Raw genomic sequence first — 14792 nt, 5'->3', positions numbered from 1 at the left:
GCAAGATAATGCTGGCATCCATCACCGATGATCCGCCGATCCTGGTTTGTGCGGATCTCCAGGCCGAATATCTGACCCCTGGTCGCCGCCACGTCATCCTCGACGGCGAGGCGGCCACCGTGCGCTGCCTGGAACTCCTTGCAATGTGGCGCCAGAATCTCTGGCCGGTGATGCATCTGAAGCGCATCGCGCAGGCGGCCTGGTTCAATCCGGCATCCAGGCTGACCGATTGGATCGCCGAGGCGAAGCCGCGGCCGGGCGAGATGACGTTCGAACATCCGCTGCCCTCGGCCTATAGCTCGTCCCGGTTCGTGGACTACATGTCCAACATCCGTAACGTGCGCTGCGTGCTGATCGGCTTCTCTCTGGACGAAACCATCCTGGCCACCGCCGTTGACGGGTTTCACCGCAGCCATCGCTACCAGATGGCTGCCGATGCCGTGGCCTGCCGGAAACCGGGCGTGGGCGATGCTGCCGCCTACAAGCAGGCGGTAGTGAATGTCGTCGGGAATTTTGCTACAATCCAATCCAGCGCCGAACTGATCAGAACCAGCGGCGCCGTCGCGGTGTAGGCGGCCGCGACCGGCGGATGGGGTTGGACATTGTCACGGGGAGACAAGCTCAAGGAGCTGGCGAGCGACCTGTCGCGTGCCGTCGAAGCGGCGCGCCGCGTCGGCTTGCCCACGACGGTCTACCTGCTTTCGATGGCGCTGGTCGAGGTGAGGGAGGCCGTAGCCGCCTCCGATGACGGGGACGACGACAGCGCGGCCTGAGGGCCGGCCCCGCATGCGGCTTTGTGCAACGCTGCCGAGCGCTTGCTGCCGACGAATTGACGTTGCAAGTTCTGCGCTGTCGCAATAGCCAAGTAACTACCCAAGCAATCCGATCATCGCGTGATGATCGCTGGCTGTGCCTGCGACGTGACGACTTCAAGGAATCCCGCAATGTCCATGCTGCCCAATTCGCAAGAGGCCCGGGATGTGGCCTACCAGCTCCATCCCTACACCAATGCCCGTACCCATCAGCAGGCCGGTCCCCTGGTGATCGAGCGCGGCGATGGTCCGTACGTGTTCGACGCAGCGGGCAAGCGCTATTTCGAGGCGATGGCGGGGCTGTGGAGCGTCGGGCTCGGCTTCAACGAGAAGCGCCTGGTCGAAGCGGCGCACAAGCAGATGCAGGCGCTGCCGTTCTACCACACGTTCTCCGCCAAATCGCACGGTCCCTCGATCGATCTCGCCGAGAAGCTGGTGGCGCTCGCGCCGGTGCCGATGAGCAAGGTCTTCTTCACCAATTCCGGCTCGGAAGCCAACGACACCGTGCTGAAGCTGATCGCCTATCGTTCGAATGCGCTCGGTCAGCCGCAGCGCAAGAAGATCATCAGCCGGATGCGCGCCTATCACGGCGTCACCATCGCCTCGGCGAGCCTCACCGGCCTGCCGAACAACCACCGCTCGTTCGACCTGCCGCTGCCGAACATCCTGCACACGGGCTCGCCGCATTTCTACAAGGACGGCGCGCCCGGTGAGAGCGAGGAGGCGTTCGCCACGCGCCGGGCCGAGGAGCTCGATGCGCTGATCCAGAAGGAAGGGCCGGATACGATCGCCGCGTTCTTCGGCGAGCCGGTGATGGGGGCGGGCGGCGTCATCGTGCCGCCGGCGACCTATTGGGACAAGATCCAGGCGGTCCTGAAGAAGTACGACATCCTGCTGGTCGCCGACGAGGTGATCTGCGGCTTCGGCCGCACCGGCAAGATGTTCGGCTGCGAGACCTACGGCATCAAGCCGGACGCGATCGTGGTCTCCAAGCAGATCACCTCGAGCTATTTCCCGCTCTCGGCGATCATCATGAACGACCGCATGTTCGAGCCGATCGCGGACGAGAGCAACAAGATCGGCGTGCTCGGCCATGGCTTCACCGCCGGCGGCCATCCGGTCGGCTCGGCGATCGCGCTGGAAAACCTCAAGATCATCGAGGAGCGCGGCCTGGTCGCGCATGCCGCCGAGCTCGGCGGCTACATGCAGGGCAAGCTGCGCGAGCTCACCAGCCACCCGCTGGTCGGCGAGGTCCGCGGCGTCGGCATGATCGCAGCGCTCGAGCTCGTGCTCGACAAGACCCGCAAGACGGCCGCGGCGACGCCCGGCGCCGTCGGCGGCATGGCCAGCCGCATGCTGCAGGAGCGCGGCGTGATCTCGCGCAACATGCTGGATGCCATCGCCATCTGCCCGCCGCTGATCACCACCAAGGCCCAGATCGACGATCTGGTCGCCGCGATCGCGGGCGTGCTGAACGACATGAAGCCGGAAGTGGCGAAGCTGACGCCGGCGTAGGGGGCATTCCAGGCGGACCTGCCGCCACATCTTCGGTGTCGTCCCGGCGAAGGCCGGGACCCATACCGCGTGATCTGTCGGTTGGTGGCGGTCGGAGTACCGAACGACGGATCTTCGTCAAACCTGTCCCTGGGGTTATGGGTCCCGGCCCCCGTGCGCAATTGCGCACTAGGCCGGGACGACGCCGGGGAGGGATCGCGGACCTAGGCCCGCTGAACCCCGATCACGCGACCCTTCTCGATCGCGAGCGCCAACTCGCCGCGCTTGAGCTTCAGGGCGGCCTCGCCGAACAGCTCGCGGCGCCAGCCGCGCAAGGCGGGGACGTCGGCGGCATCGTCGGCTGCGATCTCTTCGAGGTCGTCGACGGTGGCGATCACCTTGCTTGCCACCGCGTGGCGCTCGGCGGTCATCCGCAGCAGCACCTTCAGGAGCTCGACGATGGCCGCGCCGTTGGAATTGTTGCGCGGCTTCTCCAGCTTCGGCAGCGTCGAGAAATCCCGCGCCAGGCCGCGCTCGACCGCGGCGACGATGTCCGCGCCCCATTTGGACTTCTCGAAACCCTTCGGCACGGAGCGCAGGTTCGCGAGCTTCTCCAGCGTGTTTGGCGCGTGGGTGGCGATGTCGGTGATCGCCTCGTCGCGCAGCACGCGGCCGCGCGGCACGTCGCGGCTCTGCGCTTCCTGCTCGCGCCAGGCGGCGACCTCCATCAGGACGGCGAGGTCCTTGGGCTTGCGCACGCGCGTCTTCAGCCGCTCCCAGGCCCGCTCGGGGTGGAAGTCGTAGGTTCGCGGCGAGGTCAGGATCTCCATCTCGATGGAGACCCACTCGCTGCGGCGGCGCTTCTTCAGGTCGGCGTCGAGGGCGGCGAAAACATCGCGCAAATGCGTGACATCGGACACCGCGTAATGCATCTGCTCCTTGGTCAGCGGCCGGCGGGACCAGTCGGTGAAGCGGTGGGTCTTGTCGGGGCGGTGACCGGTCACCTTCTCGACCAGCTGGTCGTAGGCGATGCTGTCGCCATAGCCGAGCACCATGGCGGCGACCTGGGTGTCGAACACCGGGTGCGGGATGATGTTGGCCTGGTGCCAGATGATCTCGATGTCCTGGCGGGCGGCGTGGAATACCTTCAGCACGCCCTCGTTGGCCATCAGCTCGAAGAACGGCTTGAGGTCGATGCCCTCGGCGAGGGCGTCAATGACGATCGCTTCCTCGGCGCTCGCCATCTGCACCACGCATAGCAGCGGGTAGTAGGTGGTTTCGCGGAGGAACTCGGTATCGACTGTTATGACGGGGTGCTTGGCCAGCCGGCTGCAGGCAGCCGCGAGGTCAGCGGTGGTGGTAATCAAATCCATGAACGGCCCATGACACTTGGTATCAGCCGTTCTGCCGAAAGTGCTGTGATGTCAAGGGGCTCTAAGCGAATTCGAGCCTTGCATCGGGCCGGAATCGCCTGTTTCCGACGAAATTCCTATTCGTAGCGGATCCGGTGCGAGGATTTGCGGGCGCAGGGCAGCGCCACCACGACCACGCACATGGCCACAAGTGCCAGCCCCAGGAACTCGAAAACCAACAGATCCACGGCGGAAATCTCCAGAAACATCGGTAGATTTGTCGGCGGGGCGTTGATGGTCTGTTAATTGCGATGGTTACCGGCGGAGGGGCGGGTGGAATGGTGGACGAGGGGTTAATGGATTTGGGGGCTCAAACGATTTCGGCGCCCCGCATGGCGGAGCGCCGATGGTCGTTCATGCGATGAGCTGGAGGCCTTACGGCAGCTTCAGCGACGTCTCCGCATTGTACGGCTTCAGCGTCTCATCTGCGGCCTTCTGGGCGGCGACGAGGGCTTCCTTCGGCTGCTTCTTGCCGTTGAGGACCAGCATCACCTCGTCCTCGAGGGTCTTGCGGACGGGGACGGTCTTGTAGGTCGCGAACCAGGGCTTTGCGACGTCAAGCTGCTCGACGGCGGTCTTGGCGTCCGGGTTCTTGTTCAGGAAGTCGACCATCTCGGGCGTCTTGTATGCGGCCATGTTGGGCGCGAAATAGCCGGTGGCGCGGCTCCACCAGCCGCTCTTCTCGGGCGAGGTCATCCACTTGATCAGCGTCCAGGCGGCCTTTTGCTTGTCGGCCTCGAGGCCTGCCGGCACGATCAGCGAGGCGCCGCCGATCGGCACCGCGTTGCGGACGTTGCGCGGGATGAAGGCGACCTTGTAGTTGAACTTGGCGTTGTCGCGCACATAGGTCAGCGAGCCCGTGGACAGCATCATCATCGCGGCATTGCCGGAGATGAAGGAGGTGCTGACGGCCGGGCCGGGCGTGGCGCCGGGCGCATGCACCTTGTGCTTGGTGACGAGGTCGTTCCACCAGGTCAGCGCGCCGAGCATCGAGGGCGTGTCGTAGTAGACTTCGCCGCCGAACTCCTCGTTGTAGTAGCGCCCGCCATTGCTCATGGTGAGCGTTTCCATCATCCAGCCGCAATAATCATAGGCGCAGGGGATCGCGATGCCCCATTGGGTCACCTTGTCGCCGTCGCGCTTGGTGAGCTTCTTGGCCCAGTCGGTGAGCTCGGCCCATGTCTGCGGCGGCTTGTTCGGATCGAGGCCGGCTTCCTTGGCCTTGTCGGCGTTGATGTAGAGCAGCGGCGTCGAATTGTGGAAGGGTACGCCGTAGACCGAGCGGTTGATCACCGCGTTGCCCTGCAGCGCCGGGAAGAACTGGCCCAGGAACTGGTCCTTGGTGGTGCCGTCGGCGGCGATCAGGGGATCGAGATTGGTGAGCTCGTTCTCGATCTGCATGTCGAGCAGGAAGTTGGCTGACATGATCACGGCGGCCGGCGGCTTGCCGGCCTTGATCGATGCGCGCGTCTTGATCAGCGTGTCGTCATAGGAGCCGGTGTAGACGGCGGTCGCCTTGATCGCGGGATGGGTCTCGTTGAACTCCTTGATCAAGGTGCCCATGTCGCGGGCGAGCTTGCCGTCGACGGGAACGGGGAAGAACAGGTCGATCTCGGTCGGACCTTCGGCCATCGCGGGGACGGCGAGGGCGCCTGCCATTGAGCCGGCCATGGCGAGGCCAAGCATGAGCCTGCGGGTAAACAGCATCGAAAATTCTCCTATTTGATGCCTGAGGTGACGAAAGAACTGATGAAACGCTTCTGGAAGATCAGGAAGGTGACGAGCAGGGGCGCGATCACCATCAGCGTGCCCGCGGCGATGGTGCCCCAGGCCTGGGTGCCCTCCGCGGTCGCGGTGAACACCGAGAGCCCGACCGTGAGCGGCCGCTTGTCCGGCGAATTGATCACCATCAGCGGCCACAGGAAGTCGTTCCAGTGGCTGGTGACGGAGATGATGGCGAAGGCCGAGAAGCTCGGCATCGACAGCGGCACGTAGATGTGGCGGATGCGCTGGAACAGGCTGGCGCCGTCGATCAGCGCGGCGTCTTCCAGCTCGGTCGGGATCGCCTCGAACGCCTGGCGCATCAGGAAGGTGCCGAAGGCCGAGGCGAAGAACGGCATCATCACGCCGGTCAGCGTGTCGTAGAGGCCGAGCTGCGCGACCAGCTTCAGGTTCGGCACGATCAGCAGCACCGGCACCAGCATCAGCTGCATCAGGAACATGTAGAAGATCAGCGTCTTGCCGGCGAAGCTCAGGCGCGCGAACGCAAAACCCGCCAGCGTGATCGTGACGAACTGCACGAGGAGAATGCCCGCGCAGATGAACGTGGTGTCGAGGGCGTAGCGCGGGAAGTCGCCGATCTCCCAGGCATCCCTGACATTGTCGAGCGTCGGCTTCAGGCTCGGCATCAGCTCGGCCATGGCGTTGATGCCGTCCGAGGCCGGGCGCAGCGTCGCAACGCCCATCCAGAGGAGCGGGATCAGCCAGACGATCGCGAGCAGCACGGTCAGCAGGAAGCCGAGCTTGGGCGTGATCTCGCCGCGCGTGGCGAGCGGGGCGTCCTTCCAGAGCGCATCGAGCAGCTTCATGGCCCGCCCTCGCGGTTGGCCATGGTGCGGAAGGAGAGCGCGGTGAGGCCCATCAGCGCGGCAAGCGTCAGCAGCGTCGCCGCGGACGCCTTGCCGATGTCGTAGTGCTCGACCGCCTGCTGGTAGATGTAGAACAGCACCAGGTTGGTCGAGTTGGACGGGCCGCCCTTGGTCATGACGAAGACGTGGTCGACCTGCGTCACCGCGTTGAGCGTGGCGACCACGATGACGAACAGGAAGGTGGGCTTGAGCTCGGGCAGGATGATGTGGCGGAAGCGCGGATACGGCCCCGCGCCGTCGAGATGCGCGGCTTCCATCACGTCCTCGGGCACGGCCTGGAGGCCGGCGAGGAAGAACAGCATGTAATAGCCGGCATTCTTCCAGATCGTGATGACCATGATCGCATAGAGCGCGATGTCGGGATCGCCGAGCCAGTTCGGCAGCACCGGAAGCAGCCGGCCGATGTAGTGGTCGAGCAGGCCGACATTGGGCAGGAAGATGAACAGGAACAGCGACGACGCCGCGACCATCGGGATCAGTACCGGCAGGAACAGAGCGGCGCGCAGCGCACTGTTCACGGCATGGGTGCGTGACAGCGCCAGCGCAAACAGCAGCGCAAGTCCGATGCTCGGGATCGCCGTGCCGACGGCATAGATCAAATTGTTGACGACGGCGCCGATGAAGGCGGGGTCGGCGAGCACGGCGTTGATGTTGTCGAGGCCGACGAAGCGAACCGGCGCTTTGGGCGTGGCGCGCTGGTAGAGCGCATCGATGAACACGCGCCCCATCGCGCCATAGGTGAACAGCGCGAGGAAGATCAGCGAGGGCAGGAGCAGCAGATAGGCCGGCAGCGAGGTTTTGAATCGGCTCGAAAACCGCTTCAGGACGTGCAGACGCGGTGCCACTGATGCCGCGACCGGGAGAGCCGCGGGTTCAGCGAGGCTCATCTCATCGCGCCGGGAAATTGAGCGCATAGTCGCGGCCATCCACTCCTGCCGGTGGCTCGAAGGGGAAGCGCAGACTGGTGTCGAGGAAATCGTGGCTGTGCACGACGAGGTTCTGATCGTCGATCAGGACGACGCCATAGGCCGGCGGCTCATGGCTCGCCAGATGATCGGTGACCTTGGCGTCGAGCTCGAACCAGACCTGGTGGTTGGTGCCGCGCAGAGTCGAGAACGGGATCTTGCCGTAGCTGCCGAAGATCGGCCGGTGCACATGGCCGAAGAAGAGGTGGCGGATGCGGGCGCGATAGGGCGCGATCACTTCGGCGAATTCGGCGCTCTGCTTCAGCGCGATCTCATCCATGGCGTGGACGCCGACCGGGAAGGGCGGGTGGTGCATGAACACGACGAATTGCTGGTCGGCGGACGCGGCAGCCAGCGTGCTCGCGAGCCAGCCGAGGCGCTTTCCGCACATCTCGCCGGCGTGGCTGGTCTCGTCCAGCGTGTCCAGGAAGACGAACAGGCCGTGCTCGGTGGTGCGGGTGCCCTGCACGAAGCCGTTGGGATCGCGCGGCGCGGACTTGAGACCGTCGAGGCAGGCGACGCGCTTGTCGTGATTGCCGACCATGGCGATGTACGGGATTTTCAGCGCGGCCATCGCGTCGGCGAAATTGGCGTAGGATTCAGCCTCGCCCCAATGGGTGAGATCGCCGGTCACGACTGTGAAGGCGGCATCGGACTGGTGCTTGTTGATGTCGGCGATCGCCGCATCCAGCCGGGCGCGCGGATCGAGCCCATAGAGCTTCAGCCCGGGGTTCGCGAGATGCGTGTCGGTGATGTGGATGAATTTGAAGGGCATGGCACGCTTTGTCGGGACAGTTGGAGGATGGGCGCCTCCGGCAAGGCGGCCCTGCCAGCCCGTTAGAGCGCGTGTGTTTCAGTTTGATGACAGCGGTTCCCGCGGGCGGTCCTAGGGTGTGGACAGAGCGCTGCGCCGGCGTGCCCGGCATGGAGTGGTCGCGATACGAGCCCGTCGATCCCCAGAAGTTCGATGCAGCTCATTCGGCGGGGTGAGGAAGGCGACGAAGTAGGAGGAGGTCCGTAGGGTGGATTAGCGAAGCGTAATCCACCACTGTGAGCCAACTTCAAGTTGTGCTATCGGTTGCAGATGTCCGATTATCGCCGAGTATTCGTCCCCGGAGGATGCTGGTTCTTCACCGTGAATCTGCTCGATCGGCGCAAGGCTCTCTTGACCGACCAGATCGAAATCTTGCGGGCCGCAGTCGCCGCAACACGTCAAAGCTATTCCTTCGAGATCGACGCTTTCGTGGTTCTTCCGGACCATCTCCACGCGATTTGGCAATTGCCGCCAGGCGACTCCAATTTTTCGGTGCGTTGGCGCTTGATCAAGACACGCTTCGCCAAGTCGCTACCGTCGACCGAACGGCTGAGCGCGGTTCGTGCAGCACGCAACGAGCGCGGCATCTGGCAACGTCGGTTTTGGGAGCATCTCATTCGTGACGAAGCCGACTATGCGCGCCATGTCGAGTATTGCTACTACAATCCCGTCAAGCACGGTTATGTCTCGAAGGTAGGCGACTGGCCGTACTCGTCGTTTCACCGCGACGTCCGCGCGGGATTGTTTCCGGCGGATTGGGGCGGCGACGTGAAGGCTGTCGGCGAGTTTGGCGAGCGGGCGTGAAGGTTGCGCCGGTCCGTAGGGTGGATTAGCGGAGCGTAATCCACCACGTCACTTTCCGCTGGTTGAGAGAGGTGGTGGATTACGCCTTCGGCTAATCCACCCTACGCACTGCGCTTGTGGCTCACGTCCCACAAAACGTCTGCAACACCCGCTGGTCCGGCAGCGGCGGATCGGCGTAGGCGGCGTAGTCCGGCTGGTCCTCGTACGGCTTCGCCAGCACCTTCACCAACTCCTCGAACGGCGCGTAGTCGTCGTTGTTCACCGCGGCCTGGATCACGGCCTCGACGCGGTGGTTGCGCGGGATGAAGACCGGGTTGACGGCGTGCATGGCGGCCTGCCGCTCGGTTGCGCCCTGCGGCTCCAGCGCGATGCGCGCGCGCCAGCGGCCGGCCCATTCGTCGAAGGCGGCGGGCTCCATGAACTGCGCGCGCACATCAGTGCCGTCATCGGCCGCGGCGTCGCCGAGCCTGCGGAAGGTGAGGGTGAAGTCCGCGTGGTTCTTCGCCATGGCATCGAGCAGGTCCTGGATCAGCGCCTCGTCGCCGTCGCGCTCCGTGAACAGGCCGACTTTCCTGCGCAGACCGGCCTGATAGGAGTCGCTGAAGATTTCGCCGAAGGCGCCGAGAATGTCCTGGGCTTCGGCGATCGCCTTCTCCTGATCGTCCGAGAACAGCGGCAGCAGGCATTCGGCGAGCCGCGTCAGGTTCCACAGGGCGATGCGCGGCTGGTTGGCGTAGGCGTAGCGGCCCATCTCGTCGATCGAGGAGAACACCTGCGAAGGGTTGTAGGCGTCCATGAAGGCGCAGGGACCGTAATCGATGGTCTCGCCCGAGATCGACGAGTTGTCAGTGTTCATCACGCCGTGGATGAAGCCGACCAAGAGCCAACGCGCGACGAGATCGGCCTGGCGCGCGACGACGGCCGCGAGCAGGTCGTGATAGGGCCGCGCCGCATGCAGCAGGTGCGGATAGTGACGGGCGATGACGTGATCGGCGAGGCGGCGGATCGCCCCGGTGTCGCGGCGGACGGCGAAGAACTGGAAGGTGCCGACGCGGATGTGGCTGGAGGCGACGCGGGTCAGGACCGCGCCGGGCAGGGCGGTCTCGCGGATGACGTGCTCGCCGGTGACGACGGCGGCGAGCGAGCGCGTGGTCGGGATGCCCAATGCGAACATCGCCTCGCTGACGATGTATTCGCGCAGGACCGGTCCGAGCGCCGCGCGGCCATCGCCGCGGCGGGAGAACGGGGTGGGGCCGCCTCCCTTGAGCTGGATGTCGCGGCGGACGCCGTCCCGGTCGATGACCTCGCCGAGCAGGATGGCGCGGCCGTCACCGAGCTGGGGCACGAACTGGCCGAACTGGTGGCCGGCATAGGCCATGGCGATGGGATCGGCCCCGGCAGGGACCGTCTTGCCGGCCAGGATCCCGGCCCCCTCCGGGGTCTCCAGGAGGTCGGGATCGAGCCCGAGCTGGACCGCGAGCGGGCGGTTCAGCTTGATCAGCCGGGGGGCGGCGACGGGGGTCGGCGCGACGCGGGCAAAGAAGCTGTCCGGCAGGGCCGAATACGAGTTCTGGAAGGGGAAATGGACGGTCATGGAGGTAAAGATAGGCGGGGAACACCTGATGGCAAAGCCTTGAGGCCAGATCGGCCAAAAATGGGCGCTTCTAGCCCAAATCGGGCCGTTCCCTTGGTTGCCGCCCCCCGCCTCGTCGGGTAAACCCTGCCGCAACTTCGGACCGGTCGTTTCAGGCCGTCCGATTCGCTTCCTCCGACATTGATTTTGGGACGACCATGCATCGCTACCGGTCACATACATGCGGCGCGCTCCGCGAGAGCAACATCGGCGAGACCATCCGCCTCTCGGGCTGGGTCCATCGCGTTCGCGACCATGGCGGCGTGCTGTTCATCGACCTGCGCGACCATTACGGCCTGACCCAGTGCGTGGTCGACCCGGACTCGCCGGCGTTCTCGCTGGCCGAAAAGCTGCGCTCGGAATTCGTGGTCAAGATGGACGGCAAGGTCCGCCGCCGGCCCGACGGCACCGACAATGACGAGCTGCCGACCGGCAAGATCGAGATCTATGTCAGCGAGATCGAGGTGCTGGGCCCGGCCGGCGATTTGCCGCTGCCGGTGTTCGGCGACCAGGAATACCCCGAGGACATCCGCCTGAAGTACCGCTTCCTCGACCTGCGTCGCGAGAAGCTGCACCAGAACATCATGACCCGCGTCGAGATCATCAAGTCGATGCGCCGGCGCATGGAGGGGCAGGGCTTCTTCGAGTTCAACACGCCGATCCTGACCGCGTCCTCGCCGGAAGGCGCGCGCGACTTCCTGGTGCCCTCGCGCATCCATCCCGGCAAGTTCTACGCGCTGCCGCAGGCGCCGCAGCAGTACAAGCAGCTGCTGATGATGTCCGGCTTCGACCGCTACTTCCAGATCGCGCCGTGCTTCCGCGACGAGGACCCGCGCGCCGACCGTCTGCCGGGCGAGTTCTACCAGCTCGACGTCGAGATGAGCTTTGTCACGCAGGAAGACGTGTTCGCGGCGATGGAGCCCGTGATCACCGGCGTGTTCGAGGAGTTCGCCAAGGGCAAGCCGGTGAGCAAGAACTGGCGCCGCATTCCGTTCGCCGAGGCGCTGCGCAAGTATGGCAGCGACAAGCCGGACCTGCGCAATCCCATCGAGATGCAGGACGTCTCCGAGCACTTCCGCGGAAGCGGCTTCAAGGTGTTCGCGCGCATGCTCGAAGATCCCAAGAACCAGGTCTGGGCGATCCCGGCCACGGGCGGCGGCAGCCGCGCGTTCTGCGACCGCATGAACTCGTGGGCGCAGGGCGAAGGCCAGCCCGGCCTCGGCTACATCATGTGGCGCGAGGGCGGCGAGGGCGCCGGTCCCCTTGCGAACAACATCGGGCCGGAGCGCACCGCGGCGATCCGCGCGCAGATCGGCACCAAGGAAGGCGATGCCGCCTTCTTCGTCGCCGGCGATCCCGACAAGTTCTGGAAGTTCTCAGGGCTTGCCCGCAACAAGGTCGGCGAGGAATTGAACCTCACCGACAAGGAGCGGTTCGAGCTCGCCTGGATCGTCGACTTCCCGATGTACGAGTACAACGAGGACGACAAGAAGGTCGACTTCTCGCACAACCCGTTCTCGATGCCGCAGGGCGGCCTGGACGCGCTGAAGGGCCAGGATCCGCTGACCATCAAGGCGTTCCAGTACGACATCACCTGCAACGGCTACGAGATCGCCTCGGGCGGCATCCGCAACCACGTGCCGGAAGCCATGGTGAAGGCGTTCGAGATCGCCGGCTACGGCGAGCAGGAAGTCGTCGACCGCTTCGGCGGCATGTACCGCGCGTTCCAGTATGGCGCGCCGCCGCATGGCGGCATGGCCGCGGGTGTCGACCGCATCGTGATGCTGCTCTGCGGCACCACGAACCTGCGCGAGATCTCGCTGTTCCCGATGAACCAGCAGGCGATGGACCTGCTGATGGGCGCGCCGTCGGAAGCCACGGCAAAGCAGCTCCGCGAGCTGCATGTGCGGGTGAATCTGCCGCAGAAGTGAGGCGAGCCGGTTGCTCGTGCCCCGGACGCAGCGCAGCACGTTAGTGGTGCGCTGCTGAGCCGGGGCCCATGTCTCCGCGAGCAACCAGCTTTCTGGGTCCCGGCTCTGCGCAGCGTCACTGCGTGCCGCAGCGCGTCCGGGACACGAGGCCGTTCTCCCTAGAGCCCCGTCGACGCCTCGATCCGGAACTGCGCCAGCGCCACGATCGGCTCGTCGCTCAGCGCGTCCAAGAGCTGGATCACCGGCACCTTGCCGAGCGGCGTCAGCCTGATGGTCAGCTTCTGCCCCGGGGTCTCGACGAAGCCGGCGAGCGCGTCCACCGCAACCCTGGTGTCGGGATTGGAGGCGGCGATCCTTTCGCCCTGGGCGCGGATCATCTCGACGATCTTGCTGCGCGCGGCGTCGCGACTGAGGTTCTGCATCCGCGAGAACTGCGACACCACGAGATCGACCACGCCACTGTCGTGCAGCGAGAGCTCGATCGCGCCGGTCTCGGCCTCCGCCAAATGACCCATGGCCTCCCGCGGATCTGTCGTGGTGAATAGGCCGCGCGGCACGTTGGCGAGCGCCAGGCTCGCCTGCGCCCGCGCAAGATTGCCGAGATCGAGCGTGGCCGGCGCGAGCGCGAAAGCGCCCGATGACTCCGTCCATGCGGCGCCGAGATCGAGGTCGATCGCGAGCTTGTCCACGCCGGCCATGATCAGCGGCCGCTGCGCCGGATTGGCGGGATCGGTGGGCGTCACCATCTTCACGACGAGGTTGGCCTTGGTCGGGACCGAGCCGACCAGCTGCCCCCAATTCAGGCTGATCGTGTCGATGGTGATGAGCTGCCGGGTGTTCTTGTAAGGCGAGACCACACCCTTGATCTCGGCGCCTTCGAGCACGCGGAACAGGCCCATCATCTGGTCCGGAGAGGGCGTCTGGCCGGATGTCCTGAGGCTTGCCGCCCAGCGCATCAGATTGGCCGCGCTGAAGGACTTCAGCGCGAAGCGCTCCATCCTGAGCTGCCCCTGCGGCATCGGCATGTCGAGGCCTTCCAGCGCGATCTTCTCCGGATCGTATTTGACGGCGTTGAGCCTCGCCGTCCCTTGCGGCGTCTCGATGGTTTGCTTGCCGATTTCGGCCTTGCCGACCTGAAAGCCGTCGAAGAATTCGGCCACCTTCTCGATCATGTCGCGCGACTGCGCCGGCGTCGGGATCGAGCCGTCAGCCGGCACCAGCGCCATGATTTCAGCCGGCCGGAATTTCGAGGGCCGGATCGCGATGTCGTCGATGCCGACATCGGCGATTTGAACGCGCACGCCTGCCGCCATTGTCACCGCGTAGGAAGCGGCCGCGACGCGTCGATAGATCCTGCGGAAACTGTCGTCGCTCGACCCTTGCGGATCGAGCGCAGCCGCCAATGTGTGGCCGTCGAAATCGTAGACAGCCAGACCGGACAGCTCGCCCTTCATTTTCTCGGGCTTGCCCGGCTGGGTCACATCGAGCGAGTAGGTGATACGGTCCGTCTTCGCCGTTTCGACCTTCCCGCGATTGATGTTCCGGACCTCCAGACCGGAATAGAGGAAGTCTCCGCTGCCGGCTTTGCCGGCGCCCGCATCGACGGTCGCCGCGATGGTCGGCGCCACGATCGAGGACGCCGAGATGGTCGCGTATTGGGCGAGGATGAAGCGGTACATGTCGATGACCGTGCCGGACAGCGGAGCGCTGGCCGCACGGGTGGGACCGGAAAAGTCGCGCGCGGTGATCTCGGGGATCTTGTAGCTCGCCTTCAGCTTCGTCCGCTCTGTGTATGTGAAGGCGGCTTCCACCCCGGATAGCTCGATGCTGTCGGCCGAGAAATGGGCCTCGTCCGGCTGACGTATGCCGACGGCCGTGACCTTTGCGACCTTGACGTTGGCCAGCTCGGGCTGGGTCGGCTCGACCGCGATATCCTCGATCGTCAGCGTCCGGGTGGCGAGCTCGAACGTGATCTTGCCATGGCTTGCCTTGCCGCCACCGCTGCGCATCCGCTCGAAGGCGGCCTCGACCTCGGCCGTGGCGCGGTGCTGGACGTAGAGGTTGAAGCCGAACCATCCGCCGGCGGCGAGCGCGGCTGCCACGACCAGGCCGATCAGGATCCGCTTCATTCCCAGCTCCAGTTGCTCGTTTCGCACCGCGCAACCTGCCATATTCGGGAAGCGCGGCGCGGTCCAGAGAAAGCTAGCGGAAAGCTAGCGCTATCAGATATTTGACCATGCGCCCTGTTGATGGGGGCGCAATCGGATGTTGCCACCGGG

Annotated in this window: 13 protein-coding genes; 5 read left to right on the top strand and 8 right to left on the bottom strand. The window is 65.2% G+C overall.

Annotated features, from left to right (window positions below; genetic code table 11):
* The first annotated feature begins 8 nt into the window (after positions 1–8).
* The 3 genes from A7X65_RS09095 (at position 9) to A7X65_RS09090 (ending at position 2327) form a co-directional block, all read left to right on the top strand.
* On the top strand, positions 9–572 hold the full coding sequence (locus A7X65_RS09095) for an isochorismatase family protein (RefSeq protein WP_063684012.1): 564 nt from the start codon (positions 9–11) through the stop codon (positions 570–572).
* A gap of 30 nt (positions 573–602) precedes the next feature.
* Entirely contained in the window at positions 603–773 is a 171-nt protein-coding gene (locus A7X65_RS42580) for a hypothetical protein (protein ID WP_167358221.1), read from the top strand.
* A 171-nt stretch (positions 774–944) separates the two neighbouring features.
* Positions 945–2327: an aspartate aminotransferase family protein gene (locus tag A7X65_RS09090; protein WP_063684010.1), complete on the top strand. Its 1383-nt coding sequence runs from the start codon at positions 945–947 to the stop codon at positions 2325–2327.
* 203 nt (positions 2328–2530) lie between these two features.
* On the opposite strand, the gene rnd is transcribed toward A7X65_RS09090, so the two are convergent.
* The 6 genes from rnd to A7X65_RS09065 all read right to left on the bottom strand — a co-directional run bounded on the left by rnd (position 2531) and on the right by A7X65_RS09065 (position 8106).
* Positions 2531–3679, bottom strand: a complete 1149-nt coding sequence (gene rnd, locus A7X65_RS09085) for a ribonuclease D (RefSeq protein ID WP_063684009.1) — start codon at positions 3677–3679, stop codon at positions 2531–2533.
* Between the two features lie 116 nt (positions 3680–3795).
* On the bottom strand, positions 3796–3927 hold the full coding sequence (locus A7X65_RS43535) for a hypothetical protein (protein ID WP_283806135.1): 132 nt from the start codon (positions 3925–3927) through the stop codon (positions 3796–3798).
* 166 nt (positions 3928–4093) lie between these two features.
* Positions 4094–5425, bottom strand: coding sequence for an ABC transporter substrate-binding protein (locus A7X65_RS09080; protein WP_063684007.1), 1332 nt, complete (start codon positions 5423–5425; stop codon positions 4094–4096).
* A gap of 11 nt (positions 5426–5436) precedes the next feature.
* The gene (locus A7X65_RS09075) at positions 5437–6306 is read right to left on the bottom strand and encodes a carbohydrate ABC transporter permease (protein WP_063684006.1); all 870 of its coding nucleotides are present in this window, start codon (positions 6304–6306) and stop codon (positions 5437–5439) included.
* Entirely contained in the window at positions 6303–7253 is a 951-nt protein-coding gene (locus tag A7X65_RS09070; protein WP_063684004.1) for a carbohydrate ABC transporter permease, read from the bottom strand. The genes A7X65_RS09075 and A7X65_RS09070 overlap by 4 nt, the downstream gene beginning before the upstream one ends.
* Before the next feature lies 1 nt (position 7254).
* On the bottom strand, positions 7255–8106 hold the full coding sequence (locus A7X65_RS09065) for a phosphodiesterase (protein WP_063684002.1): 852 nt from the start codon (positions 8104–8106) through the stop codon (positions 7255–7257).
* Positions 8107–8415: 309 nt separating this feature from the next.
* On the opposite strand from A7X65_RS09065, the gene A7X65_RS09060 reads away from it, so the two are divergent.
* Entirely contained in the window at positions 8416–8949 is a 534-nt protein-coding gene (locus A7X65_RS09060; RefSeq protein WP_063684000.1) for an REP-associated tyrosine transposase, read from the top strand.
* 121 nt (positions 8950–9070) lie between these two features.
* Here the strand turns inward: A7X65_RS09060 and A7X65_RS09055 are convergent, their stop codons facing one another.
* Positions 9071–10543 carry a protein adenylyltransferase SelO gene (locus tag A7X65_RS09055; protein ID WP_063683999.1) on the bottom strand — a complete coding sequence of 491 codons (1473 nt, stop codon included), beginning with the start codon at positions 10541–10543 and terminating at the stop codon, positions 9071–9073.
* A gap of 197 nt (positions 10544–10740) precedes the next feature.
* Between A7X65_RS09055 and aspS the strand changes: the two genes are divergently transcribed.
* Entirely contained in the window at positions 10741–12513 is a 1773-nt protein-coding gene (aspS, locus tag A7X65_RS09050) for an aspartate--tRNA ligase (RefSeq protein ID WP_063683997.1), read from the top strand.
* A 158-nt stretch (positions 12514–12671) separates the two neighbouring features.
* Here the strand turns inward: aspS and A7X65_RS09045 are convergent, their stop codons facing one another.
* On the bottom strand, positions 12672–14642 hold the full coding sequence (locus tag A7X65_RS09045) for a hypothetical protein (RefSeq protein ID WP_063683996.1): 1971 nt from the start codon (positions 14640–14642) through the stop codon (positions 12672–12674).
* Positions 14643–14792 lie beyond the last annotated feature (150 nt).

This window comes from Bradyrhizobium stylosanthis, assembly GCF_001641335.1.
Taxonomy (GTDB): domain Bacteria; phylum Pseudomonadota; class Alphaproteobacteria; order Rhizobiales; family Xanthobacteraceae; genus Bradyrhizobium; species Bradyrhizobium stylosanthis.
The sequence above is the reverse complement of the archived record's forward strand: the minus strand, read 5'-3'. Positions and strand labels throughout refer to the sequence as shown.